The sequence below is a fragment of the Pseudomonas sp. GW823-FHT06B06 genome, from assembly GCF_058795195.1.
This window is the reverse complement of sequence record NZ_JBXAHO010000010.1, coordinates 101,715-125,612: the sequence shown is the minus strand read 5'-3', so window position 1 is coordinate 125,612 and position 23,898 is coordinate 101,715. Positions and strand designations below refer to the sequence as shown.

Genomic DNA, 23,898 nt, shown 5'->3' with positions numbered 1-23,898 from the left:
AATCCGGCTCCTCACTGGAGCTGATGGGTTCAAGGTACGGCAGGCATCGGAAATCCCAAGGGAATGAGGACGGCCTCGGTTCAGGAGGAGTCCGCGGAGGAGTTTTCTAAACCGATCCGCAGCCTTCGGTTACGAATGCTCCTGCTGGCAACTGCCAGGCTTTGCCCTCGGGCGTGAAGATCGGCAGCACGTACTCGCGCTGGCGCGCCTGGGCAAGTGCGTCCAGATCGGTGATATCAAACGCTTCGGCCGTGGCCGACAGATCCACCACGTTGATTTTCTGCCGACTGATGGTGCAGCCGAACTCGTCCTCGTAACCTGCTATCGGGGTGACTCGTTCAGGGAAGTATTTTCGGATGGTGGCCCATACCTTCGGTGAGTTGTAGATGCACGTCATGCAGCTGAAGCGCCCCCATCCCAAACGGTAGGGGACAGGTGCCTCTACCCGGTGGCGAGCAAGCAGCTCCCACACCTGTTCTTCGCTGTAGTGCAGCACCGGTCGCCAAGCATCTACGTGCCGGCCGAGACGACCCTTGCGTCGGTCAACTGCATGAGGCTCCAACTGGTTGTATTTGCTGCGGTTGCTCGACTCAGCACGGCGCTCGCCAGTAACGAACAAGGTCTTGCTACCGAGGAAGCGCTCCTGGTTGGTGATGGCCCGGCGGCCCACGTCGATCTTGGCCGCGGAACTACACCAGCGCGTTGCCAAGTTGGCGCTTTGCTGAGGGAACCGGCGGCGGGTCGCTGGTGAAGTCCGACTGGTATCACGATCCAAGCAGATAATTCCGCCTGGAGTTTCGACCATGTGAGGCTTGGAGTAGGCGTCCATCTTGAGCATTTCGCCCTCGATGCCACCCTGCAACCAGGAGAAATAGAGCGGCAGATTGAATGCAGCTGCGAACTTCTCGATGAAACTGTCATTGAAAGCCCAGTCCATGAGGGTGCTCCCCTCTGCACCGTCCACCCGATGGTGCCAGAGCTCAACACGACGCAGATCCACACCCTGTTCGATCAGTGCCAGCAGACAAGCGATGCTGTCCTTGCCAGACACACAGACTACAACGTGGTCATAGCTGTCCAGATCCACTGTCGGCGCATCGAAATAGGTTCCCTCTGCCAGCACAGCAGGCTCAGGCTCGAACCCAAGCAGGGTGAGCTGCTGGCCCAGTGCCGGGATAACTACCTGGTCGTCGAACTGGTGTGCGCGGGAGATTGACGGGTGCATTGGCTGTCCTCTGAGCACCTACCTGGTGCCTACAGACTCAGCCTACGGCGGCAACGGGAAATCCCAACTGATGGGCGGTGGAGGCGGCTCCTCCCTGCGCCAGGAGGAAGCCGAGGAGAAATCATCTACAGGAAACAGAGCACGATCGGCTGCTACTTGACAGCGCTTCTCCTGGTTGGGATGGCTCTTGCGTGGCCGGGCTCACCAATCCGACCGATTCAGACGGTACGTGCCTGGAAGGCAGTTCTCGGCATGGCTCAACTTCGCTTCGGCTTCGGCCTGATCGTCCGCGCGGTCGATGGCGATCCAGTCGCCGTTCAGCTGGCGCTCCTCCACGAACCACACAGGGTCATCTTGTTGCTGCATCAACTCGCTGGGTGCGTTTGCCATCGTGGTCTCCATTCAGTTTTATTCGTCGATCCAGCCCTTCGCCTTCATGCGTTCAGTTTGCCGGTTCAGCCAATCCAACTGGTCGAAATAATCTCGCTCCGAGCCGTCCGGGTACTCTTTCGGGTTGATCGCACGGTGCTCGGCTAGCTCGGCCAAGTGCTTTCGCCCGCGATCACGACGATCCGCCCAGATGGCCGCGCCGACCTCGAGCAAGTGTGGATCATTCTCGCGGTGCTGGTAGTAGTAGGTGGCCATCTCGACAAAAATTGCGAAGTGCTGCTGGTCGAAGTTGGCCAGGGTGTCACCCCGGAACTGCCCTAGCTGGCCGTTGTAGCAGCTCAGGGCAAAATCTTGGAGCGCGCCAGCGGCACTGTAGGATTGGTGGAGCAAGATCTCTCGGTGCTTCAGAAACGGAGATTCAGTTGCCATGATGTGTCCTTCTTCATTGTGAGGCCCGAAAGTGGCCCTCTCCTATGACCCCAGCCCCGCTAAGCGGGGCGTGGGCATTAACGGGGTTCGCCCTGCAAAACTCCACTGAAGAATGGGAGTTAGCAATAGGGCTTCTGACCACGAGCGACACGCTCTTTGACAGATTCAGTGGCGGCACGGGTTACTTTTCGACATTGGTACCAGCTATACAGCCAACGTGCCGCAGTCAAAACCACAACTAAGCAACCGAGAGCTATTACCAGTTTTAGGATGCCCAGGAACGGTTCCATCGGTTCGCCTTGACCTGCCGCCTTGACAGAAAATGACACTGCCAGAATTAACAACCCGATAGGTACGTTCATCATTTTTGTTCCCTCTCCGTTGTCCTAGGCGGACTCCCACTCGATCACGTCCCAGTCATAACTCACTTCGCAAAGGTCGCCGGCAGTTCGCCAGGTACAATCGTCCTCGACCACGCGGACTAGGCGATGCTGCTGGACAGTCCCACTGCTGCAATGCCTGAGTTTGCACTGCACGGGCACCCCTGGAGCAGGCATGAGGTCTTTTGTCTTGATCCAGACCAATGTTTTCGCCTCCGCTTTTCGTCAAACAGATCAGTCGTCAGCCTGGTTGCCGGCAATGATCGCGTTCAGCACGGTTTCGTCATCGTCAAACCAGCCGTCTTCAGCCAGGCCCAAGTTCCCGTCGAGGATGACGCAGACCGCCAGAGCGGCTTCCGCAGGATCTGCACCGTATTCACGAATCACACCCTCGATCTGTTTGCGCAGCAGGTGTGCAGGCTCGACTTGGCCTACGCCACGCTCAGCAGCAGGATCTGCAAGCTCCAGGGGTGTCTGCCTCTCAGCCATAGGATCGGCGGTGACGATGGCACCGGACTGGGTGCGAAATTTCATTTCCATGGATGGGTTCCTAGAACTTGATGCTTGTGGGCGCATAGGCGAGTTTGAAGCGGTACGCAATGATCGGCCCTCGCTTGACGCCACCCCAGTACGTCGTTGCAGTTGATGACTTATCTGGTACCACGAGCGTTCGCATAAGCAGGGTGAGTTCTTTGGCTGCATCCAACAGCCACAGCGGCTCGTAGTCGGGCTGGGGGCGGTCAGCATCAGCAAACAGCAGGTATGCCCGCTGAAGCTCGACGCTATATGCGAGGCCGACATTCTTGTGTCCGATGAGCGAATGCATGCACACCAACTCATAGCGATCACTGTCCGCGTCGACACCATCTCTGAGGGCGTGGCGATACTCGGCCAACATCTTTTCTGCTTCAGCGCATGCGTCAGCAATGGGCGTTTTGCCCTTCCCACTGGAGCGCAACGGGTCGCCGATAGTGAATGTTCCTGTAGGCATATCAGTCATTTTTCGTTCTCCATTGGGTCAGCTCCTGTCGGGCTTCTGGTTCCTTGGGTTAGCAGTCGTCACACAGAAACAGCCGCTCGGCATGGCTGCGTGGGTCGTTCTTGTGAGGGCCGCAATTCATGTTGCAAACCTTCGACGCCGGGTCGAACTTGGCCAGCTCGGCCGGGTCGGCGCGCGGCCACTCAATAGGCATTTCAGCCGGTGGCTGTGCTGGCTTTGACTTGCGGGCTTTCGCACTCATAGCGGGGCGGACTCCTCTTCAGAGTCTTTCGCCACTTTCGCTTCGCTTTTGATTTTCAGGATGACATCTGCGAGCTGCTGGCTTGAGCCGTTATCGTTGTGTGGCCATGGGCCGAAAGGCTGCGATGAAAGCCGGTTGAAAACGATCAAACCAGGGCAGCGGTATTCAAATGGGCCAGTGGATTGGAACCGGACAAAGGCAACCGGGCTGGTGCATCCCGGCATATCGGTTATTTCTCCGATTTCCTTCATGAGAGCAACATCTGCCCAGCCAGCTTGATCGTTGTTGAAGAACGTCAGGTGGTCATATGCGGACTTACCACCTACGAAGCATGCCAAAGCAACGAGTGTCAGCTGGCCCATCGGCCAAAAGCCTTTGGAGTCAGCAGCTCTTTTCCACAACGAGGGGATGTAGAAGAGTAGGGCCACTGAGGCAGCCAAAAGCAGATAGACGGTTAGCCGCGCAGTATCGACGCCAAGAGTTTCCCCCGGAGCACCATCTGGGCCAAAGAAGAGGTAAAGCAGTGGTGCGCAGTAGGCCATGCCTACAGCATAGGAAGCCAGCACGAGAACCATTTGACGTAGCCGCTGCCCAGGGCCGGGGGAAACCAAGGCCAACGTAGCGCGAGCGACGGTACCAATGACCACGATCAGCAGAACAACGGAGCATAGGAGGATGTAGAGCATTATGATTGACGCCTTTAGCGCTTTTCGGTGGATTTACCGCCGAGTTGGTAGAGATCGAGATTTATGCGAGGGGTGCGTACTCGGTTATCCACTGCCTTCCTTCTTGCTGCCGTTACCCGAGAAAAGCAGCACGAATGGGGTTACAAGTAGCCCGACCCCCATGAAGAACATGAAGAAGATGCCCAGGCCATCGCCCGGCTGTAGCCCGGTGCCAGCAGCGGTCGCCATCGCCCGATAGTGGTCGGCCTGTGCCCCAACGACCCGCACAAGAACTATCGTCACGGCGCACACCACCAGAGCTTGCCAACCCTTGCGGATGTCCAGGTGATCGACGAACGTCCACAACCAAGTGAGGGCTGCGCCAATTGCCAGTAGGATCAACAGCCAGTAGAAGAGACCAGCTATATCGGCGATAAATGCAGCTCCCAACATGTTCAGCACTCCTTCAGCGCGTCATACCTTTGATGACCAAGACATCGTTGCGTAACCGAAAATTGGCACCATCTCACGGACTTAGCCCCAATTAAGGGGCTGTGGTCTGCTGCGGGATTTTCTTGTATCAGCTGTATAGCGCGTCGTTATACGGCACAACCTCGTCAATGGCATCCCAAGCGTCCGAGCAGCAACTTTTTCCTCGAATGTGCTGGAGAACATCTACAAGCTCGGATTCGCGTGCTTCTGCGTTGGCTTTTGTTGCAGCCAACTCATCAAGCAGATCGTTCACACCTGAACCGCCAAACGGCCCAAGCACACTGGTAGCATCGCACCAGGTATCAGGCTCATGGCCAACGCCTTCGCTCAGGTACTGCCAGCCTTCCTCTGTCTTGCGCAGCTCCAGGGGGCCGAACTGCATCGTTACTTGCTCGCTCATGGGCACTTTCCTACTTCACTTCTTCGTAATGCCACTGGACAAGCTCAAACGCCGCCTGCTTTGCCTCGGCTTCGATTTGTTCAGCAGTAGCGTTGTCATCGACCTCGAATTCAAAGTCCACCTCAGATCCTTGTACATCAGTCTTAATTGTGCCGGTGAAAGTGCGCATCGCGGTCTCCTCTATTTGCCTGCGACTAGGATAAAGGCCGGCGCAGATATCCCAAGTCGGGGCAGGCATTTTCCCACACCGATTGAAGAGGAATTTATCTGGGTAAGAGGTACAGGGCGGGCGGAAGCTTTCGAGTGGCCTGCGCCAAGCCCCGAGGTGCATCAGTGGCTGGCGCGGTATTCGTGCGGGGCTTTAGGGGAGCGAGCGTCGGTGCAGGGCCAGCAGTTGAGCCAGAACCCACTGCCAGTATCCAAACTGGGTCTGGTTGTTGCGCACTGCTTGAAGCCACTGGTAATTGGTCAAGAAAGGGTGATCGTTGCCACGCTGTGCATATTTCCCCTCCAGTTGCGCCGGGGTGAGATCGAGATCGGGAAAGTAGGCTTCCGGTAGGTGATTGGGCACCAAAGCGAAGTCTGTGATGGCTCTTCCAATCGAGATGGATATTTCCTGGCCGGTTTCGTCACACCGGAGCGTCCTGATCTCGCCCTCACGGCCAGTCACTCGCCACGCATACCCGGTCGGGGGAGCAGACGCCGGATCATCCGAGGGCACCGTCTCTTCTTCGCTGTAAACAACGAACTCCAGTGGAAAAAATATCTCTGCAATCATGCGATCAAGCTGATCCAGTGTCCGCCGATGGATGCCGGAACCCTCGGCCTCAATCAATGCCAGCAGGGTCGCTCTCGATGCGTTCAGTTCCTGGTAAAGCTCTGCCAAGTGCTGAGGTACGGAGGGGTCAACGTGAGTCATATTTGCTAGTCCTAACCAGGGGAGTGTGCACATAAAACCGCTCCGCTGGCCCTCTGGGCATAGCGTAAATAGCGAAACGGGTATTCTTAAACGTGGTTTTAATTGTTCCTGCCGATAACGCTTCTGTCTATGGAGAAGCGACCACCTACACGCGGGCGACCGGCAGGAACATCAAGCTTTGACCCTCAGGTGGCAGGAGCTTTTGGCAATGTCGTACGCGAAGAACGCCTAAAATCGGGCCTAGCTCAGGAGAAACTTGCTCTCCTGGCTGGGGTTGAGCGGGCGCACCTGGGGAAAATCGAGCGGGGCGAGAGTCTGCCCACACTTCCCTTGATTATGAGATTATCTAAAGCCCTCGAAGTTAAAGCCGCTGACCTGATATCGCAGATGGAGCAGCGGCTGGATCAATGCGAAGACGGAAGCGGTTGAGTTAGGCGGATTGCGGAACAGCAGGGAACGGAAAAGCGTTTTGAGAGCCGGACGCCAGATCCACTGTGATCCAGTGCTTATCGGTTTCCCCCGTCCGCAGCAACTCCCACACAATGCTCATTCCGGCAGTTGTAACTGCCCGGTTGACCAAGCAGTCCTGCGAACGAATGGCTTCCGCAACCGAGCAGGATTTTTTGGTGTCATCTTCGAGCGTTTCGATTTCAGGGTAAGCGTCCATCACGTTGGGGTAGATGCCCCTCTTGTCTACATGCGCAGCGCCGAACACAACCTGTCCATGGCGGGCCTCGTTGCCGAGGTCAAGCCACATGCAGTGTCGGGATAGCAGCGCGCTGCTGGCGATTGCGCGACGGGCCGAAGAAAGGTCAACAGCGGAAATGATCAAGTCGGCGGCGCGCATCGCCTCTATCGTCTCTTGGCTTGGAAATCGGAAGGGCAGGGCCTCCCAGGACGTACCCAGCATGAGATTGTAACGATTCACCAAACTGATTGCTTTGAATTGGCCCAAGTCACACGGCCAGAAACGCTGACGTACGAGGTTCGGCTCGCGCACGATGGCATCGTCAATGACCGTGACCTCCAGACCCTCTGGATGGCCGAGGGAGCGAAGCGCATGGTGGAAGCTGGCCAGCGCATCAACCACCTCACTGCCATTGCCACCGGCCCCGATAACCACAATGCGTGGTGCGCGTTCAACCCACGAGGCTGGCGTCTTGTAGATCGGCGATTGGTGAGCTGTGATCGGATGAACGCTCATCGCGCACCCCCTTTGATAGCTTGCGCTAGCGTTAGCGGGCCACTGTATGACCCTGCTGAAACCAGTTTCGAGGCTGGGAACCGCTTCGATCCTTTCTCGCTCAGTGCTCGATAGAACTCCTTCAAGGCCTCAAACGAGCGGCAACCCGCCACCGGCTCAACCGTGCCGCTGTGGGTGTTGTCGCTCTCCAGCACGAAGTTCTCCCAGGCCGGGATGTTCTCACGTCGAACATCGCGGGGAACATTGCCGCTGCCAGTACAGAAGGTTCCGCCTTGGTACACGTTCCCCAACGGGGCATAGAAGAGTTCTGTCTCTGGCGTCGGGCGCTGATTGCCCTTGAACGCAAAGCAACGGAAGGATTGGTTGGCCGCAGCGATGAAGATCAAGCCCGGCAGCGGGGCGCGTATGCGCTCGCCAAGGATCGGAATATCGTGCACACCAGGGCGGCGGTACCATGCCAAGACGGTGCGTGAGCTGAACAAATAACTCTCAGGGAGAAATTCTGCTCCGGCATCCTCATTCAACAGCAGAGCAGCCAGTTCGGATTTGTCGTAGGGACTGAATGCCCTCCCAGCGCCCAGCGTGAAGCCAGCCTTACCATCTTCCAGCGCGATGACGCTGTGACTGGTGACGGTGACCACGCCGGTCTGGCTGTGGTGATGTATCAGCATGGCCTTGCTCGAAACTTTTTCACTCAGCATTACCGCATTCCTCTAAAGCGTCGGCGATTCGCTGCAACAGACCTAGCGTCAGCGATAGCGCATCTAGAACTGGCAGGGTGACGGTGCGCAGTTGATCAGGACTCAGCGGTAACCCAATTGCAGGGAAGCCAGAGCCGCTGACAATGCCGTCAAAACCGTCATAGCTACTCTGCTCTAGATTTGGAAAATCCCTAGTCAGGCACACCAGAATGCTCTCGAAAAGAGAAACCCCATCACCGGCTGTGCCTGGGAAATCATGGGGGTTGAACTCTTTGAGCGATCCACTGGCCTCATGCTCCAGGCAGTGCTGCAAGGCTTCCGCCAGCACTTGAACCAACGGGGCGTGTGCATCATCACGCTCACAGATTTGCCGCGCCTGATCGGACAGCTCCTCGATCTCGCACCGATCTCCCTGGCCAAGGGTGGCTCCAGCTATCTGTTTTAGTTCATCCATCTCATAGATGGCGTCAAGCAAGCTGTTTACAGAATCCTCGTCTTGGCCGTGGCAGTAGAGATATTCGGCGATGTAATCATCATGCTCGACCGAATCGTCCAGCAGGAAGGCGCACAGTTCCTCTCTAGAGTGCGTGGCCAAGCGCGGAGACAGCTCCTCGAAAGCTTCCGAAAGCCCGTGGTTGTGGTAGCTATGCGGCCCCAGGAAGGTCATTGGCGTATGGAACGGCAGCAGATGGCGTGTCATCGCGTCGAGTGTCTTGAAAAGAAGCACCCGCAGTTCCAGGCTCGCTGGCGCTTGAACTGTGAAAGTAGCGAAGCAGCTCGACTCCAGGATGAAATGACCGTCCTGGATTCCGAAGGCGTAGGCGTCCTCGACGGATGTGGGCAGCTTGACCCGGCCAATCAACGAGCGCTCCAGCTCCGCCATTATCCTGCCTGCCCCATCAGGGCCTGCCTCGATGTGGGGGGCGAGCGCATCAAGTCCGACCAGCCCAGCCTCTACAGCGGCTATTGCATAGGATGCCGTCTCAACTGGATCGACGTATGGGGTATTCAGCCGATTCAGCAGGCTGGTGCGCTGTGGAAAAAGGCCTTCATCACTGATGGCAAAGGACGCACCAAGGCGCTGTACCACTTCGCCCGTAAGGCGATGCAGCCCGTAGCTATTTGGGTACTGCCGAAGCCATTCGATTGAGCTTTCAGCTACCAGGCCAGCTTCCAAGGCCTCCCGGCACAGCATGCTATGAGCTTGGTGGTCGACCACCCCTGCATAGTCCCGGCTGAACAGTTGGGCCTGTGCTTCACGCATCACAGGCCCAACATTCGGCAAGCTAAGAGGTGTCAGCGCGGCAGTTGGAAGTCGATAGTGCCGGGATTGGCGGGGGAGGAGAGCAACTTCCATAGCCTTTGTCTCTGCTGGTGGTCTAAACAATCAGGTTCGGTACCGGATGGGAGGTGGCGATCCAGTTCGCCACGCTCCCACGCTTTCAGGACTTCAAGCGGGTCAACCTTTTGCGCCGAATCCGCCGTCTCGGAACTCGTAGACATAGCTGTCATTCTCCACAATGGGGTCGATAATTTTCGCTCCGTTGAGCTTTGGGAACTGACGGGCATAGTGTTTCAGCACGTCAGTCACGGACATTTCGGGCTGCGGGTCGGGGAGGTCGCGACCGGCGTAGCGAAAAACGCGGGCAAGAGAGATTTCAACAAGTGCCATGAGTGCAATTCCTAGAAAGAGGCCGCGAGGTTCAGATTGGGTTCATCCGAGCGGCTGTCCACGCCAGAACCGCCACCTACCTGCGCAGCGTCGCCATCCTCGGCATCGGCATCGGCATCGGCATCGGCATCGAGGTCAGACGTTGCAGCCTGCTCAGTAGCTGGCGTGGCGGCTTTCGCCTGCACAGTCGCACCAATCGAGCGGATTTCATCCAGCAGGCTCACCCCCTCATTCAGCGCCTGGACGTGCTGTGTCAGGCGCTTCATCAGCGCTTCCTCGATCTCAACAGCACTCCCTACCAGGATCAGCGGGCGGCACATGGCGGCGCGAAGCTGCACTTCGTGCTCGGATGCCTTCTCAGGTGTAGGGCCGAGGTCAGCGGTAATCATCACTTTCAGCGCGTCGGCGGAGGCGGTTTCGATTGCCACATTGACGCGGTGTTGAGTGCCCGCCAGTGCAGCAGCCATTACGGAAAAAAACGTGGATTGCATGATGATGTTCCCTGTCAGGCTTGGGTCGATTCGGATTGCTGGGGAGCGGGGTTCTTCCCGCCCTGTGCCGATAGTTGTAACGCAGGCGGCAAATAACCCAACCAGCTGAACTCTTTGAAAGCCAAGATGGCGTCGATAAGAGCGCTTGCCTTGCCGGTGGTCAGCCCTTCAAAAGCCTTTTCGCCCTTCGCCTCGTTGTAGGCGGCGGCAAAGCCTGAACGCTTGCAATCTTCGATGATGCCCGCCTTAACCTGGGCCTTGAGGTAGCTCTCGTTCATCACGAACCCTTTGGCCGGATCGACGTTCGCGTACTCCATGAACTTGAGCGACTGAGCACCCGACACGGATTTCTCGAATGCGTCAGCGCTATCCGTGCGGAATAGCGAGGCAGCAGCCATGCTGCCCATGAACGTGAGGAGCTTTTCCTCCCCGAGTTGCGCAAGCCGAATCTCGGCATCGGCGCGAGCCGTGGTCATCAGGGCGCTTGTGACACCCATGGCCTTTTCCATCTGTGCCCGCAGCTCGCTCTTGAGGTCGCTGCGCATCTCGAAATACATGCTGACGATGGCCACAGCCAACGCTAGCGAGCGGTCATTGAGCACGACTTGCTTGCTCATGCGGGCGTAAAGGTCGAAGGCTTCACGGCGTAGCGACTTCTTCACCTGGGTGGGCTTTGCGCTTGCGGCCTTCGGCTTGGCCGGGGCTGCTCCAACAGCGCCCCCGGCAACGGTGGCTGGTGCTGTGTTCGTTACGGTGGCCAGGGCTGTTTTGTAGGCGGCGGTTTTCTCCTTGTGGCAAGGCTTGTTGAAGCACATACCGCCGATCACGTCGCCTTCGCGCCCCCTCGACACCATGACCACTGCGCCGAAGCTTGCACAGGTAGCGCACGCCGCTGCCTGTTGCTCTCCCACACCATCCTCGCCCCGTGCGACGAGCTTCACGTATGAGTCCTTCGCGAGATTCAGCTCGCTATGAACCACCGCGTGCTCCTCCTGCGCCTCGATCAACCGAACAGAAATTAGCTGCTCGGTTTTCCGGTTCCAGCAGACAGAGTTCTGGCAGCGAGACGCCCCAAGGCTTGCCTCGAACAAATCGGCATTCGCACCCGAGTTGTGGATGCAGCTCCGGCATTCCGTGGTGTCAAAACGTGCAGTCGAGACGTCCCGAGTCAACTCCAGCAGGCGCGCCCTGGTCTGCTCGACGGAATAGTTCTTCTCGATGATCTTCGACAGAATGCCCGCCTGATCGGGGGCGGGGAGACGACACAGCAATTCAGCGTGGCCAATCTTGATCTGCTCCTCCAGCAGGGCATCGGCCACCGCATCACAGGCATGGGCGAGCAGCAGGCGGCTGTCGAGCTTGGTTCTAGACCAATCCAAGGCCTTCATCACCGCCAAGTGGTCGTTGGCCATGTCCTCCAGCAAAATTACGGCATGCTGGGCTTCTTCGATTGGCGTCAGGTCAGCCCGCACCTGGTTCTCCAGCGCAGCGATCAACCGCGCCTCCTGATCGCTCATAGCGCGGATCAGGGCGGGAACCTCGATCAAGCCCGCATCGTGGGCCGCTGTCCAGCGCCGGTTGCCTGCGACCACCTCATGGTCGTAGTTCGGGTCATCGCTTACTGGCCTGACCAGAATCGGCTGGATGATGCCCTTGGCACTGATCGAACGCACCAGTTGCTCATAAGCGGACTTCTTCCGGCCTTTACGCGGGTCGATTTGCGGGTTGCGGCGGATACGGTCTAGGGGGAGGACTTGGGCTACTTGCTGATTCACTTGGCTAAACTCCGTGTTTGCTATGAATTCAGCTTCCCCCACTTTCTGGAAAACCCAAGTAGTAGCGGCCCATTAAATCCGACGAAAACGTTGCGTGAAAACAGCAAAATAAGCGCACGCTCCGAGCGAAAATTGGCCCCACATTCAGAGACAGGTGGACGCTCAAGCCAATGAAATTTTTCTCTGCCGTTTTGCTGATACTGGCTGCACCGGCGTCAGCGCTGGCTCAATCTTCGCTCCCACCCTATGTGGCCGCAGCAATAGCCGAATTCCACGCGAAAATCTTCATGTTCGTTGGGTGCTCGCTCGCTGGCGCATTGTTCGGAGCATTGCTGGCGCGAAGGATCGATAAGAAACGCAGGGCAATGCGGGATTTGACCTTTTCTGTATCGACGTTGGCTGGCTCCGTGGTTGGGTTGCTTTCGTTTCTCGGAAAACTGTAGGAGACGTATGTGGGACTGGACGATAGGGAGTACATGCAGGAGCGAGCGAGGCAACGCGCCCGCGAAGGGAATCAGACAGACCGCTCAGAGAACGATCCGGTAAAGGATGCCTACTACAACCCAAAAGATTTCCGTCGCGAGCGGCTTCGCATCAAAGTTCCGAACTGGGGAGGGGAAAGAGAGGGGGGCGAATCCAGTAGCCCAGGCGTTGGAACTTTGTACTCGGTCTTCCTGGTAGGGATCGTGGTGGGATTCTTTATCACCTGCCTGCTGGGCTTGCTTCGATTCGAGCTTTTCGCCTGGGGACTCCAGATGATGCAGCCGCTAGCGATGTTGTTCTTGGAAATCTAGCCAATGCCCATCGACCATTACGTTTAGATAAAAGCCCAGGTCATCGCTGGGCTTTTAGGTTTCATAGAAACAGAGAATCACTGACCAACAAATACCGCTTCAACTGCCGCCAAGGCCTGGCGCGCCCCCTCAAGCTCTGGCTGTATCAGCTTTAAGCCCCCCAGATCGTTGCTCATCACCGACACGCAATCCTGAAGCGCTTTTTTTGCCTCAGTGAGAGCAGCCAACAGAGCAGAATCTTTGGCCTCCGCATTAGCCGATGCCCCGTCTACTACGCTGAGGCGTTTGCTGAGAACGAAGTAGATGTGCGGGAAAACCAACTCCTGGACAACACCAGCATTCTTCGCTGCTTTTGCTGACGCTTCTTCGACGATAGAGATCAGCTCTGCCTTTTGGATCGGGTTGAATAGTTGCATGTGGTGGCTCCCAGTGACGAATGCCCCCAGCATGCCGAACATTCCGCAAAACCCAAGCCGTCAAGCACGCACTCTGCCGAAGGTCGCGCAAGCGGCTTACCCCTTGACGCCTGCATGGCAAGTTGCACGCATGGTCGACACAGCGGGGTACCACCAGCGGATCAACCCGGTAATGCTCGTAGCAACGAAACAACCATTCAGCAGCAACAATCCCCAGGCCTGCGCGAGAACGGCGTAGCAGCAGAGGCTCAAGCTCGACACGAGGAATAGCCACCATCCCCACGGAGAAACACGGGTATTGGTGGAGATCATCAGCGCGCCGAGGACGCCACAGAGGCTTCCGATCCACTCGAAATACAGGGTCATAGGTCAGTCCTTCACATGTTCCAGGGAGATTTCTTCGGCTCGAATTTCATTGATGATCCGATGAGCATTGAGCCGACACTGGACGGGATACGCCAGAGGATCGTGGCCTCGGCGTTCAAAAGCTACGATGAGCTGGGCCTTCCAGGCGATACCAGATGACTTCGGGTCGGGAGCTAAGCCGCGGCCAGCAGCAATGCGAGCTTGCCGGTAGCACCGACTCCAATCAGCCCTGGTCGCGCTGTACCGGCCAAGACTGGGTTTACGAGGGAAACACATAGGCACCCCTCAGATAAGCGCAAATTTGCGGAGGGAGTCACCGAGCGTCCCTGTCCATACAGCCCCCGACTTCGAGCTTTCCCCGTGATAGACGTTGAAGTGCTCGCCCTTCTTGATCGAATTCGGAACACAGGCACGCCGCACCACAGGATGCCCGTCGATATCGAAATCCTGAAAACCGTGATGGGAGTTCACCAAGCGAGCGGTGAAGGTCAGTGGCTCTTTGGAGTTTTTCTGGCTCATGCAAATGACTCGATTGAACTGGATAGCCTTCAGGGTGAATGCGTCCCCAGAAAACCCAACTCCAATAACCGGGCCGTATTTGTCCAACAGGCTGTTGGACGACCTCCATTTCAGGCACAAAACCAGCGTGAAAACGCGCCCGGCCTAGTTCCCAGCCCGATAGCATCAGGCCAAGCCAAAGTGGCTTGCTAACCAATCACAGGGAATATTTTTCATGCAGAACGAACAACTTGAATACGCGGGTTTCTGGGCGAGAACAGGGGCGTGCATTGTTGACGGCATCCTTTTCACCCTGGTTTCCCTGCCGCTCCTGATGATGATCTATGGCACGGGCTATTTCAGCAGCGACAAGCTGATCCAAGGGCCAGCGGATTTAGCAATCAACTTTGTCCTGCCAGCGATCCTGACGGTAGTTCTGTGGCGTCGTCTCCAGGCCACGCCGGGGAAGATGGCGCTGAAATTGCGGGTTCTCGACGCTGAAAGCGGCAACACCGCAAGCGTTCGACAGTGCATCGGCCGGTACCTCGGCTATGTAGTGTCGACCCTACCGCTGGGGCTTGGCTTCTTCTGGGCGGCATTCGATCGCCGTAAGCAGGGGTGGCACGACAAGCTCGCCGGAACAGTGGTGGTACGCGAGCTCAGAACACAGCCGGTGAAATTCCGGAGCTGATCACCCTGCTCAGTTGAGCCGGACGTGGCGTTCTGGCTCATCCACCAGCCGTCCGTGGTTGGGAGTTTTTCAACCCATGGGATGCTGGCCACATCAACTGATCAAGGTGAAGCGTAATGAGCAAGCAAACCACCGAAGCCCAACCGGAGCTGGAAGTCGTAGCCACCCTCGAAGTGATGAGCTACGACGAAGAAACGACCTACATCGAAACCCGCAGCGATCGGATCAACTTCGACAATGCAGTCAACGATGACGCCCTGGTGTTCAAATCCGACGCCGAGCGCGTAATTTCTGGCCTGAGCTACAAAGCCGAGCTGTACGACGAGGTATGGAGCAAAGCCAAGGCGTTGGGATTCATGAATGTGACTATGGCGTTGGAGGAGGTGGAGAAGCTGCGCACCAACCCTGCGATTGCCGGGCTGCTCGAGGCCCTGGGGAAAATCGCAACTGGCTCCACAGGCATCATGGATCGCGACTCCGAGCTTGCCCAAATAGCAACAGACGCCCTCGCCGAGTACAACGAGGGCCTGCCTCCTAAGGGCGGTGCGTAATGTGTACCACACGCCATGTCACCGACCACGCAACAGCAAATCAAGGAAAGCCTCGCATGAAATTGAAGTACATCACTCGAACCGTAGCGGTGGGATTGTTCGGACTTATAGCGCTTGTAGGCACTCAGTTTGTCATGACGTCCAAGGACGTAGCGCTGGCGCGTGAGTCTGCAATCTCGGCCTGGGCTAAATCGAATCCAGACGCGGCTGACGCAGTGGTTCGTTACCGGGAGTGCTTGCGCGGTCCGTCCGAGATCCCGCCCAATCAAGCCCCTGTGCGCCTGCTGACCATCTCCGAGTGCGCCGAAAAAATTGGCACTCCTTCACTGGCAACCGCTATTCAGGTGGCTGACGAAACGGTTGAGGTTCCGGCCCCCCTGCGCTGGCTCTGACCCGCCTGAGCCCCATCAAAAGTAATTCCGACGCTCCAGTGTCCTGAAAACGAAATTTCTACTCCTCATCCCGCGATAGCCTCCTGATCGAATACACCAGGAGGATTCGCTCTCATGAAAATCCGCAGTCTCTGCGCCCTCGGCAAAATGAGGGCGTACTCCGCTGACCGACAAATGGTCACTCTCTCGCCCAAGGCATTCAGCATCCCCGCCGGCGTAGATCCGCTTGAGCACGAGCCTGAAGCGATCCACGACTTCATCCAGAGAAACCGCTGGCTCCATGCAAACTGCATCGTCGGCCTGCACAACAGCCACAACCAGCTACTGGAACCGGGCGAGGTCGTCATGAGCGGTACCCGCTCATCCCTGATGCGCTGCCTGCTGCGCTGGGAGGCGCTGCGTATCCTCCCTGTATGGGTCGATGGCTTCGACAGCCTTTCTGATGATGAGCGCGCTACACGCGCCAAGCAGCTCGAATGCCTTGACCAGGCCCGCCACCAGCTCCTTTCCGTCGATAGCTGGTATCAGACTGACCAGGAACATTACGAGATAGCGCGTGCAGTCATGCGTACTGGTCACTGGGCGCTGGAAAACCTCCCCCCACTTGATGGGCTGGAGTGGCCAACCGGAGAGATCTTCGACCTGAAAAACCCCAGTCTTTCTGCTGAGGCCGTTGAGACCGGATACCTCGAAGGGATATTTTCCATGATCGAGCGAAAGGGACGGTTCCATGGGGAGGGCGGGAGCATTCCAGCAGACGAATTGTTCGGTATTGCGCTCATGAGCCCCAAGTCTGGATACGAGTTGCTGGTGAAGCTGCATATACAGATCGAAGCAAACCGGGCTGAAGCAGCCTATGCCCGCCGGCAGCGGGCGATTGCCTGACCCGAATCAGGAGAGAAAAGATCATGCTCAACCGTCGATATCCCGTACTGATCTCTGGGAAACGTTACTCGCCGGAGTTCCAGACCGATCTGCAGTACGCAAAAAACTGGAAAATCGTTTTGGAGAAGGCCTACGGCACTCATGCAATTTGCCAGTGCCCAAGCCCCGGTTCCCGAAAACTCTCGATCAAGCGACGTGAAGATAGCGATGGTTTTCACCTGGCGCGGTTCGCCGGTACAGGTCATGAACACTCAAACGATTGTCGGTACTACGCGCCGGCCCCGGAGCGTTCCGGTATGCAAGGGTATGCCGTTGGCGTAGTCGAGGAGGGCGAAGATGGCAGCATTCGCGTGCGCCTGGCTCGAGGCATTCGAGTCCAGGCTCCTCGATCCGAGGAAAGCGAAAGCACCTCGGTGACAAGATCGCCTGGAAAGAGCAAGCCGGCTATGACGTTGCTTGGGCTTCTGCACCTGCTTTGGTCTGAGTCCCGACTCTCTACCTGGTATCCAGCAATGGAGGGCAAGCGCAATAGCGGCATTGTGAACTACGCGCTTCTACAGGCTGCGGAACGTGTCGCCGCAAGCCGAATGAAGTTGAGCGAAGTGCTGCTGCTGGCTGCTCAAAAGGACAGCAAGGGAGCGGTTCGCAATCAGGCGATCGTCAAGTCTGCAATCACGCGGGATCTGCGACTCGTCGCGATATCGCCGCTGGCACGCTACAACCCTGAGCGCCATTCTGGAGACATCAGCAGATTGCCTCTGGCCGGGCCCTTCGGGATGCCCATGCTGAATTTGCCCCCGGCAGTCTGGGTAACCGCCGCCCGCAGATTCGAGAGAGAACTTTCCGCCTGGAAGCGCGGAAGTCGAGTTATCGCCATAGCTCAGGTTACGCCGCGGAAGGGCGAGTCGTTTTCGCAAGCAGATGTCGTTGAGCTGGCCCTGATGCAGGTCAGTGAGCGTTGGATTCCTGTCGACTCAGATTACGAAGGGGTGATTGAGGCCAAGCTCCACGCCGCTGGCCGCAGCTTCGATAAACCTCTTCGCTACGACGCTGATGAAAGTGAGGTTTTCCCTGACTTCTGGCTTTTGGACACGGGCAAGGACTACCCCCTGGAAGTGTTCGGCATGAGCACACCTGCCTACCTGGAACGGAAGGCCGTCAAAACGGCTTGGTACAATCGGGAGTACGGCGGGGCAGGGTGGTGGTCGTGGAATGCCGCGGCTGACCCGAAAGGAAAAAATATCCCTCCTTTCCCTGCCAAGTCCTGATCACAACGCATCGCTGAACAGGGATGTACTTGGGTTTCCGAGGCCTCGTGAGATGCTGAGGCCATCGCCAGATTGAACGAGGAAATCAGCCATGAGCAACGTTGAGAAGAAGGAACGCATACCATCCTGCATCGGACAGAAGCCGCTAGTGGGGAGCTACTATGCCTCCGAGTGCACTCTCTGCGGGTGGGTCGGTAGTTCGGAAGCACTTACCGACGATTGCCAATGTACTCAGGAGGTGGGCGACCGCTACTGCCTGGGCGATACCGATGAAATTGGCACCGATCGCTTGCTCGAAATCGTCCAGGCCATGGCCCGGCGCCATGTTGAGTCGCAACAGGCTCACCAACGGCTCATTGAGCACACCAACGAAACCGAGAAGTACCTGGACAACGCGGCCGAGCTGCTGGGCGAAATCGTCCAGAGCGGCCAAGCCTACCGCGAGTGCACCGACAAGGGCAGTGCGACGGGCCTGCGGGTTGCTGCCGTGCTCGGCTACGTCGCTCAATTTCAGCCTGAGGCGCATCAGCCGTGACAGCTGAGGGAAAGGGCATGTCCTGGGCAGATCGAGCAGCACCGATTGTTGGGGAGGTAATTCGCCGCATAGGGCGAAGCGACCAGCAGGCCCTCCGAAAGGCGCTGGCCGAGGCATACCCGTGGGGAGAACGAAAAAACACTCCCTACAAGGCGTGGCTCGCCGAGGTGCGCCGGCAGCTAGGCCACCCGCTCAACACGCCGAAAACAGATCCAGCGAACCAACAAACAGACATGTTTGGCCAACGCAGCCAGTAGGCTGACCCATCAAAGGCGCTCCTCGAGCATCATCCTGGATGGGTTGAAAGTGACCGCCACATCTCTACCGCCAGGCGACCGCCAGCCGGGCCACCCAAACGGTAAGCTTGCATCCTCCGGCGTTTCCCGCATACTAACCGGGAAACGCCGGACAGGAGAACCATCATGCTTGCTGAAGTCCTACGCGACCACGGGTATTCAGCTTACCGTGCTCGCTTACAAATACTGCTGGAGATCCCAGAGTCTGCCAGCGACTTCGAGATTCACACCAGAATCAGCCATGGCTTTTCCGCAGCGCGGTTAATGAGGCTCACTGAAGAGGGGGTGGTTACCCCGCTGGAGCGAGACCAGATTATCCCGCTGCGCACCCTGAAAAACCGGATCGAGCGCGATCAGCCCCTCACTGTCGAGGAAAGCGACCGGCTCTTCCGATCGGCGCACATCACCGCGATGGCTGAGGCTATTTTTGGGGACGCCGACAAGGCCAAGCGATGGCTCTCCAAGCCCAAGGAACGATTCTCTGGGTTGACGCCCATGCAACTGCTCACAACTCAGCAAGGCACAAGCCAGGTTGAAGAGATGCTGCTGCAAATCGCCGAAGGCTTCGCTCTGTGATTCTGTGGCGGATCAGCTCATATGCTGACTTGAGCGGGACAGGCGGCTTGCGGGTGAGCGGCCGTTGGCACCAGGCCGGCAGACCGGTCGTCTACACCGCGACCAGCCCGCCGGGAGCAATGCTCGAGGTGCTTGTTCATCTGGAAATTGATCCAGAGGATTTTCCGGCGACGATGCAGCTTCTCCGTATCGAAGTGCCTGACTCTGTATCACAAGCCCAGATGCCCACTTTGCCGGCTGGTTGGTCGGCAGAGACCGAGCTCACCAGAGGCATTGGTAACCAGTTCCTTGATGAGTGCAACGCACTGCTACTGCCAGTGCCCAGCGCTATCATACCGAGCACGGTGAACTACCTGTTCAACCCTCGGCACCCAGAAGCACAGAGCGCGACTATTCAGGTTGAGCTTTTCACCCCTGATTCGAGGTTGTTCTAGCAAGCGCCCTGAACAGCAAAAAGCCCAGCAGAAGTGCTGGGCTTTTTGCTGTCTTGCCGCGATGAGAAAGTCACCGTTTTGACGATGCAGCCCTTGATTTCGAGGCCCGCGGCCTGCCTCGTCCGGGGTATGCAGACTTCTTCCCTTCCAGGAAGAGCTGGCTCAGGACACACCCACAGTCCGCTGCCGCAAAACCAAAACTCATCTGTCCGCAAAACTCGCAGGTCGCAGCCAGTTGCTTGCGGGTGCTCGCGCGGCAGGGCATTTGTGGGGATGTCTCGTCTTCTCGCATGCTTGGGATTCTTGAAGTCTCCGGTAAAACCGATTTCGAACAAGTCAAAGGAGACAGCTATGCCAGACACCAACGATCCCCAGCAAGACGAGTCGCGATTGATCGACCGCATGATGACCGACCTGCTTTCCGCGATGGATCAAGACAACTCAGACATGCGCTCGACGCTGATTCAGAACGGTGACGACATCCGGGCCCTGGCCGAAATCTGCCGGCAGACCGGCGTTTTCGAGCATAGCCACGCAAAGTTCGCCGAATTCAAGCAGCACCTGGAGGATTCAACACCTCCTGAAGAACGGCTCGTCAAATCGTGGACGTGGCTGCTTGACCGGATTGTCCATTCGCCGACCACTCTGCACATGCGGGGAGCCGTTCGCCTATGCGTGCCACTGGTTGCGCTCTACCTACCCCCTGAATGACTTCAGGTCGAAACTCGCATAGCTAGGGAAATGTGGCGATTATTCGCGCCATTTTGAAGCGACTCGGGGAGGTTTGGGTTATTTCGAGATCGCGATACAACGACTTCGAGCTGCGCTTTCAGTCGGTAAAAGCGTCTGAAATAACAACCCGCCAAGGAATACGGCAGGTACGATCTCCAACAAATCCAAGGAGAAATTTTCCGCCATGACTCATTCAGTGGTCAACATCGACCACCTCAAACAGCAGGTACTCCCTGAGTTGTTTGCTTTCCCGGCTCGCCTCGGCGAGTACGGGGGCGTAGCGGATAGCTCTGCCAAAATCGATCAACTATCAGATCTCATGGAGAGCGGGTCGGCGGCAGCGCTTGCGGCGAAAATCGCAGAAATCCTCTCGAAAATGGCCGACGCCTCGCCGGAGCAGATTACCCGGAAGCCGACCTGGTTCGAGAAGGTTCTGGGCGGAGCCGTGGAAAAGCAGGTTCGCTATCAAGTCGCCCGGTCAACACTGGAACAGCTACTGGCCGAAGCTGAAGGGCATGCCCAAGGTGTACGCGATACGGTCAGTGCCATCAGCAGAATGATCGTTGCCCACGCCGAAGAGGCGGAAGCACTGAAAGTGTTCATCCAGGCCGGGCGCGAATTCCTCGAAGAGAACCCTCTCATCGGGACGGTAGCGGAGGGGGAGATCGAGTTTGATCGGCCGCGAGAGCGGCTGGCGCGAAAGCTCGCCAACTTGGCAACACTTCTGGCTTCACACGAACTGAGCGTTAGCCAGATGAAGCTGAGCCGCGCTCAAGCCCTCGACATGCTCGATCGCTTCCGAGAGACAGTCACCGTACTGGTTCCAGTATGGCGGCAACACACCCTTACCCTGATCACTACCAAACACATGAGCCCGGCGATGGTCGAGGCTGCCAGCAAGGCGCATCAGGCGCTGATGGCCAGCCTGTCTGAAAGCCTGAATGGCGTGAAGCACTGAGGAGCAAAACATGCAGCAGGAAATTACCGTGACAGATCTCGCCACTACCAACACCGAGCTTACTCCAGCTGGGCTTCAGGCTCTTGGTCTCCAGGAACAGGACATCCCCCAGATCAAGGCTGTAGCGGCACTGATCCAGGCAGAAAACCCGCTCTCGGTTTCTCAGTTCGGCAGGGAAGTGGCAGAACACACGTCCTCCTACGCCGACAGCTTGCTCGACCAGGTTCGTAACAGCGACCTGGACGATGCCGGCGCAAAGCTGAGCGAGGTGGTTGCCGTCGCGCAGTCGCTCAATGTCAGCGCGCTTTCCAATCGCCGTTCGCGCATCCCTGTCATCGGCCCGCTGATCGACAAAGTAACCCTGCGCGGCAAGTCCGTCATGGGTCAGTTCGACACCACGCGAGAGCAAATTGAAAAGCTCGTTGCTGAAGTCGACCAAACACAAGCGGGCATTTCTGCTCGGAATACCGGCCTCGAGTCCATGTTCGTTGCGGTACGCGAGGAGCATCGCCTGCTTGGCATCCACATTGCCGCCGGTAAGCAGCGCCTTGCGGAGCTACAGATGCAGGTTTCTCAGCTTCGGGCGAACATCGGGAACGACCCGGCCCGCTTGCAGCAAGTTGCGGATCTGGATGCACTGATCTCCAACCTCGACAAGCGTATTGGCGACCTCACGGCGCTCCAGCAGTCTGCGATGCAGAGCCTCCCGACGATTCGGATGATTCAAGCGAATAACCAGATGCTGGTGGACAAGTTCCACACCATCCGGGAAATCACTGTGCCGGCCTGGAAGCGCCAATTCATGCTGGCTTTGACGCTGAACGAGCAGCGGAACGCCGTCCAGCTGGCCACCAAAATCGACGACACCACCAACGATCTCCTCAAACGCAACGCCGAGCTGCTGCACCGCAACTCCGTAGAGACGGCCAAAGCTAACCAGCGGTTGGTAATCGACGTGGACACCTTGCAGAAGGTCCAGGCCACGCTGATCCAGACCGTCGAAGACGTAATCAAAATCCAGCGTGAGGGCGTAGCTCAACGCAAGGCCGCAGAGAAAGAGATCCAGGGCATGCGTCTCGATCTCCAGAAGCGCCTGGGCAGGGCTGATGAAGTGAAGGAGCTTCACTGATGACCGAACCAGTCCAACTTTTCCGGTTGCGGGTCGACGGCCTCGTTGCGAAGGAAAACATTCCCTTAGCGCAGCTATCGAGTCTCTTGAATGACTATGGCGTCGTGGAGGACAGTACCTTGAATAGGCTGATGGCTGGCCAGACCGAGCGCGTTCTCGGTCAAGAGCTGGAACTGTCCAGGCAGACTCCAGAGGTTGACCCGCAGTTGTACACGCTGCTTGTTGATGGAAAAGTCGCCGCGAAGGACGTTCCTGATGCAGAGCTCGACAAGCTCCTCGCTAATTACGGTGCTCGTAGAAAGGAAATATCTCGTGGTCTCGTTGCAGGCAAGACACAGCGTGTGCTCGGTCAGGATCTGAAGCTATTACGGCAGCCGGTTGGGCAGACGGTACATGTCACCGCCAAGCACGAACAAGCTTCAAACGAAGCGAAAGCAGAGCCGACAGCGCCGAAGACACATCGAGCCCAACCCGAACCAGCTTTGCCGGCAAAAGCGCCGACGCCTTTTGACGCGCCCCTCCAGGAACTGATCTCGCGGGCGAAGAAGCTACGCAAAGGCACGCTCATCTACGGTGGTACCGCCCTTGGTTTAGCGGTATTCGGGGGCGTATTTTACGCGCTGGGTATCGCCGCAGAGCCAACAACGGCTATTGACCAGATCCTGGTTCCTGATGCGATCGCCAAGGCCTTCCAAGCATCGGGCCACGAGGGCGGCGGTATTGGCGGGTTGATGGGGGTCGAATCAGCCATCGACTCGATCCTCAATAGCACAGCGCTCAAAATGATCAGTGCGGTTGCAATGATTGCGGGCATAGGCCTTGCGGTCATTACCGGACGCATTTTCAACATCGTTCCAGCTGTAATGATTGGCATGATGCCGCACGTCATGGGAGCGTTTCTGGGGATACTCGATCCGGGTACGACGAGCACCGCAAGTAAGCCCAGCGAGTTTTATTCCGCGGTTGAGTCGAAGAACCTACCGACGCTTCAGCGCCTGCTCAGCTCCAGAGAGGATCTGGACGAGGTGGCCAGGGCGTATGTGCTGGCCCAAGCATCTGTTGCCGGCGGCAGCTCTTCAAAATGGGTCGTGCTGACAGCGAAAAACCTGCGAGAGGGAAAAATCAAGGGCGATTTTTCCGTGCCGGCCGGCATTGCCTACGCCATCGAGGCAACTGCGCTTGGCCCAGAAAGCCCGTCTCTTTCTGATCGAGCCGAACAGCATCGCCAGAGTGCCTTGGCCGAGGCAAGCGACTGGAAGCGCAACAGCTTCTGGGCACTTCTCCTGGCAGGGTTGTTTGGGGTCATTGCCACGGGCCATGAATCGATCGCGCAAATTATCTTTCGCAGGGTTCGTCGCATTGGCGAGCTTCTTACCCCGCTGCGGTAGCTCCT

36 protein-coding genes are annotated in these 23,898 nt (G+C 57.5%); 15 read left to right on the top strand and 21 right to left on the bottom strand.

The annotated features are described in order from the left end of the window. Nucleotides 1–106: 106 nt before the first annotated feature. The 12 genes from AC1Q8Q_RS11735 to AC1Q8Q_RS11680 form a co-directional block, all read right to left on the bottom strand. Nucleotides 107–1,225 carry a phosphoadenosine phosphosulfate reductase domain-containing protein gene (locus tag AC1Q8Q_RS11735; RefSeq protein WP_102685534.1) on the bottom strand — a complete coding sequence of 373 codons (1,119 nt, stop codon included), beginning with the start codon at nt 1,223–1,225 and terminating at the stop codon, nt 107–109. Between the two features lie 201 nt (nt 1,226–1,426). Next, nucleotides 1,427–1,615, bottom strand: coding sequence for a hypothetical protein (locus AC1Q8Q_RS11730; RefSeq protein WP_033039631.1), 189 nt, complete (start codon nt 1,613–1,615; stop codon nt 1,427–1,429). 18 nt (nt 1,616–1,633) lie between these two features. After that, complete coding sequence (locus AC1Q8Q_RS11725) at nt 1,634–2,044, bottom strand: hypothetical protein (protein WP_102685535.1); 411 nt, start codon at nt 2,042–2,044, stop codon at nt 1,634–1,636. 119 nt (nt 2,045–2,163) lie between these two features. Continuing rightward, entirely contained in the window at nt 2,164–2,406 is a 243-nt protein-coding gene (locus AC1Q8Q_RS11720; RefSeq protein ID WP_146024091.1) for a hypothetical protein, read from the bottom strand. 252 nt (nt 2,407–2,658) lie between these two features. Then, nucleotides 2,659–2,964 carry a hypothetical protein gene (locus AC1Q8Q_RS11715; RefSeq protein WP_102685536.1) on the bottom strand — a complete coding sequence of 102 codons (306 nt, stop codon included), beginning with the start codon at nt 2,962–2,964 and terminating at the stop codon, nt 2,659–2,661. 10 nt (nt 2,965–2,974) lie between these two features. Next, nucleotides 2,975–3,424, bottom strand: coding sequence for a hypothetical protein (locus AC1Q8Q_RS11710; protein WP_102685537.1), 450 nt, complete (start codon nt 3,422–3,424; stop codon nt 2,975–2,977). Between the two features lie 49 nt (nt 3,425–3,473). After that, nucleotides 3,474–3,665, bottom strand: a complete 192-nt coding sequence (locus AC1Q8Q_RS11705; RefSeq protein ID WP_102685538.1) for a hypothetical protein — start codon at nt 3,663–3,665, stop codon at nt 3,474–3,476. Beyond that, nucleotides 3,662–4,351 (bottom strand): hypothetical protein, encoded by a 690-nt coding sequence (locus tag AC1Q8Q_RS11700; RefSeq protein ID WP_047883083.1) that lies wholly within the window; start codon nt 4,349–4,351, stop codon nt 3,662–3,664. The genes AC1Q8Q_RS11705 and AC1Q8Q_RS11700 overlap by 4 nt, the downstream gene beginning before the upstream one ends. An 84-nt stretch (nt 4,352–4,435) precedes the next feature. Next, nucleotides 4,436–4,783 carry a hypothetical protein gene (locus AC1Q8Q_RS11695; RefSeq protein WP_047883084.1) on the bottom strand — a complete coding sequence of 116 codons (348 nt, stop codon included), beginning with the start codon at nt 4,781–4,783 and terminating at the stop codon, nt 4,436–4,438. Between the two features lie 127 nt (nt 4,784–4,910). Beyond that, entirely contained in the window at nt 4,911–5,222 is a 312-nt protein-coding gene (locus AC1Q8Q_RS11690) for a hypothetical protein (protein ID WP_033039648.1), read from the bottom strand. Nucleotides 5,223–5,232: 10 nt separating this feature from the next. Further along, nucleotides 5,233–5,391, bottom strand: coding sequence for a hypothetical protein (locus tag AC1Q8Q_RS11685; protein WP_158247789.1), 159 nt, complete (start codon nt 5,389–5,391; stop codon nt 5,233–5,235). A gap of 192 nt (nt 5,392–5,583) precedes the next feature. Continuing rightward, on the bottom strand, nt 5,584–6,141 hold the full coding sequence (locus tag AC1Q8Q_RS11680) for a hypothetical protein (protein WP_102685539.1): 558 nt from the start codon (nt 6,139–6,141) through the stop codon (nt 5,584–5,586). A 129-nt stretch (nt 6,142–6,270) separates the two neighbouring features. Here AC1Q8Q_RS11680 and AC1Q8Q_RS11675 point away from each other — a divergent pair, with 129 nt between their 5' ends. Next, the gene (locus AC1Q8Q_RS11675) at nt 6,271–6,570 is read left to right on the top strand and encodes a helix-turn-helix domain-containing protein (RefSeq protein ID WP_011600738.1); all 300 of its coding nucleotides are present in this window, start codon (nt 6,271–6,273) and stop codon (nt 6,568–6,570) included. Nucleotide 6,571: 1 nt separating this feature from the next. Here AC1Q8Q_RS11675 and AC1Q8Q_RS11670 read toward each other — a convergent pair whose 3' ends face one another. From AC1Q8Q_RS11670 to AC1Q8Q_RS11645, 6 genes are all read right to left on the bottom strand, one after another. After that, nucleotides 6,572–7,345 carry a PRTRC system ThiF family protein gene (locus tag AC1Q8Q_RS11670; RefSeq protein ID WP_084341307.1) on the bottom strand — a complete coding sequence of 258 codons (774 nt, stop codon included), beginning with the start codon at nt 7,343–7,345 and terminating at the stop codon, nt 6,572–6,574. Continuing rightward, nucleotides 7,342–8,046: a PRTRC system protein B gene (locus AC1Q8Q_RS11665; RefSeq protein WP_096069747.1), complete on the bottom strand. Its 705-nt coding sequence runs from the start codon at nt 8,044–8,046 to the stop codon at nt 7,342–7,344. Before AC1Q8Q_RS11665 ends, AC1Q8Q_RS11670 begins: the two co-directional genes overlap by 4 nt. After that, complete coding sequence (locus tag AC1Q8Q_RS11660; protein ID WP_173677895.1) at nt 8,036–9,310, bottom strand: hypothetical protein; 1,275 nt, start codon at nt 9,308–9,310, stop codon at nt 8,036–8,038. The genes AC1Q8Q_RS11665 and AC1Q8Q_RS11660 overlap by 11 nt, the downstream gene beginning before the upstream one ends. Before the next feature lie 195 nt (nt 9,311–9,505). Then, complete coding sequence (locus tag AC1Q8Q_RS11655) at nt 9,506–9,718, bottom strand: PRTRC system protein C (RefSeq protein WP_011600742.1); 213 nt, start codon at nt 9,716–9,718, stop codon at nt 9,506–9,508. A gap of 11 nt (nt 9,719–9,729) precedes the next feature. Beyond that, nucleotides 9,730–10,209: a hypothetical protein gene (locus AC1Q8Q_RS11650; RefSeq protein ID WP_096069749.1), complete on the bottom strand. Its 480-nt coding sequence runs from the start codon at nt 10,207–10,209 to the stop codon at nt 9,730–9,732. Nucleotides 10,210–10,223: 14 nt separating this feature from the next. Continuing rightward, nucleotides 10,224–11,984: a PRTRC system ParB family protein gene (locus AC1Q8Q_RS11645; protein ID WP_096069750.1), complete on the bottom strand. Its 1,761-nt coding sequence runs from the start codon at nt 11,982–11,984 to the stop codon at nt 10,224–10,226. A 170-nt stretch (nt 11,985–12,154) separates the two neighbouring features. On the opposite strand from AC1Q8Q_RS11645, the gene AC1Q8Q_RS11640 reads away from it, so the two are divergent. Both AC1Q8Q_RS11640 and AC1Q8Q_RS11635 read left to right on the top strand, forming a co-directional pair. Continuing rightward, the gene (locus tag AC1Q8Q_RS11640) at nt 12,155–12,427 is read left to right on the top strand and encodes a hypothetical protein (protein ID WP_033039663.1); all 273 of its coding nucleotides are present in this window, start codon (nt 12,155–12,157) and stop codon (nt 12,425–12,427) included. Between the two features lie 9 nt (nt 12,428–12,436). Next, entirely contained in the window at nt 12,437–12,778 is a 342-nt protein-coding gene (locus AC1Q8Q_RS11635) for a hypothetical protein (RefSeq protein WP_011600745.1), read from the top strand. Between the two features lie 77 nt (nt 12,779–12,855). On the opposite strand, the gene AC1Q8Q_RS11630 is transcribed toward AC1Q8Q_RS11635, so the two are convergent. The 3 genes from AC1Q8Q_RS11630 to AC1Q8Q_RS11620 all read right to left on the bottom strand — a co-directional run bounded on the left by AC1Q8Q_RS11630 (nt 12,856) and on the right by AC1Q8Q_RS11620 (nt 14,079). Next, nucleotides 12,856–13,194 (bottom strand): hypothetical protein, encoded by a 339-nt coding sequence (locus AC1Q8Q_RS11630; protein ID WP_143484432.1) that lies wholly within the window; start codon nt 13,192–13,194, stop codon nt 12,856–12,858. A 96-nt stretch (nt 13,195–13,290) separates the two neighbouring features. After that, nucleotides 13,291–13,560: a nicotinamide mononucleotide transporter gene (locus tag AC1Q8Q_RS11625; protein ID WP_096069752.1), complete on the bottom strand. Its 270-nt coding sequence runs from the start codon at nt 13,558–13,560 to the stop codon at nt 13,291–13,293. Between the two features lie 285 nt (nt 13,561–13,845). Beyond that, a complete protein-coding gene (locus AC1Q8Q_RS11620; protein ID WP_096079078.1) occupies nt 13,846–14,079 on the bottom strand; it encodes a hypothetical protein in 234 nt (77 codons plus the stop codon). A 214-nt stretch (nt 14,080–14,293) separates the two neighbouring features. Here AC1Q8Q_RS11620 and AC1Q8Q_RS11615 point away from each other — a divergent pair, with 214 nt between their 5' ends. From AC1Q8Q_RS11615 to AC1Q8Q_RS11560, 12 genes are all read left to right on the top strand, one after another. Beyond that, a complete protein-coding gene (locus tag AC1Q8Q_RS11615; protein ID WP_083377966.1) occupies nt 14,294–14,749 on the top strand; it encodes an RDD family protein in 456 nt (151 codons plus the stop codon). A gap of 116 nt (nt 14,750–14,865) precedes the next feature. After that, on the top strand, nt 14,866–15,300 hold the full coding sequence (locus AC1Q8Q_RS11610; protein ID WP_096069755.1) for a hypothetical protein: 435 nt from the start codon (nt 14,866–14,868) through the stop codon (nt 15,298–15,300). A 56-nt stretch (nt 15,301–15,356) separates the two neighbouring features. Next, nucleotides 15,357–15,692, top strand: coding sequence for a hypothetical protein (locus tag AC1Q8Q_RS11605; RefSeq protein ID WP_096069756.1), 336 nt, complete (start codon nt 15,357–15,359; stop codon nt 15,690–15,692). A 114-nt stretch (nt 15,693–15,806) separates the two neighbouring features. After that, nucleotides 15,807–16,577 (top strand): hypothetical protein, encoded by a 771-nt coding sequence (locus AC1Q8Q_RS11600; protein ID WP_096069757.1) that lies wholly within the window; start codon nt 15,807–15,809, stop codon nt 16,575–16,577. Between the two features lie 23 nt (nt 16,578–16,600). Then, entirely contained in the window at nt 16,601–17,845 is a 1,245-nt protein-coding gene (locus AC1Q8Q_RS11595) for a DUF1173 family protein (RefSeq protein ID WP_096069758.1), read from the top strand. A gap of 91 nt (nt 17,846–17,936) precedes the next feature. Beyond that, a complete protein-coding gene (locus AC1Q8Q_RS11590; protein WP_031325712.1) occupies nt 17,937–18,380 on the top strand; it encodes a hypothetical protein in 444 nt (147 codons plus the stop codon). 422 nt (nt 18,381–18,802) lie between these two features. Further along, a complete protein-coding gene (locus tag AC1Q8Q_RS11585; protein WP_011078033.1) occupies nt 18,803–19,252 on the top strand; it encodes an Xre family toxin-antitoxin system antitoxin in 450 nt (149 codons plus the stop codon). Next, nucleotides 19,249–19,686, top strand: coding sequence for an RES family NAD+ phosphorylase (locus AC1Q8Q_RS11580; RefSeq protein WP_011078034.1), 438 nt, complete (start codon nt 19,249–19,251; stop codon nt 19,684–19,686). Before AC1Q8Q_RS11585 ends, AC1Q8Q_RS11580 begins: the two co-directional genes overlap by 4 nt. Nucleotides 19,687–20,037: 351 nt before the next feature. After that, the gene (locus AC1Q8Q_RS11575; protein ID WP_023663043.1) at nt 20,038–20,397 is read left to right on the top strand and encodes a hypothetical protein; all 360 of its coding nucleotides are present in this window, start codon (nt 20,038–20,040) and stop codon (nt 20,395–20,397) included. A 205-nt stretch (nt 20,398–20,602) separates the two neighbouring features. Further along, nucleotides 20,603–21,376 carry a tellurite resistance protein gene (locus AC1Q8Q_RS11570; RefSeq protein WP_011600753.1) on the top strand — a complete coding sequence of 258 codons (774 nt, stop codon included), beginning with the start codon at nt 20,603–20,605 and terminating at the stop codon, nt 21,374–21,376. 10 nt (nt 21,377–21,386) lie between these two features. Beyond that, the gene (locus tag AC1Q8Q_RS11565; RefSeq protein ID WP_023663042.1) at nt 21,387–22,505 is read left to right on the top strand and encodes a toxic anion resistance protein; all 1,119 of its coding nucleotides are present in this window, start codon (nt 21,387–21,389) and stop codon (nt 22,503–22,505) included. Continuing rightward, the gene (locus AC1Q8Q_RS11560) at nt 22,505–23,893 is read left to right on the top strand and encodes a hypothetical protein (protein WP_023663041.1); all 1,389 of its coding nucleotides are present in this window, start codon (nt 22,505–22,507) and stop codon (nt 23,891–23,893) included. The genes AC1Q8Q_RS11565 and AC1Q8Q_RS11560 overlap by 1 nt, the downstream gene beginning before the upstream one ends. Nucleotides 23,894–23,898: the final 5 nt, after the last annotated feature.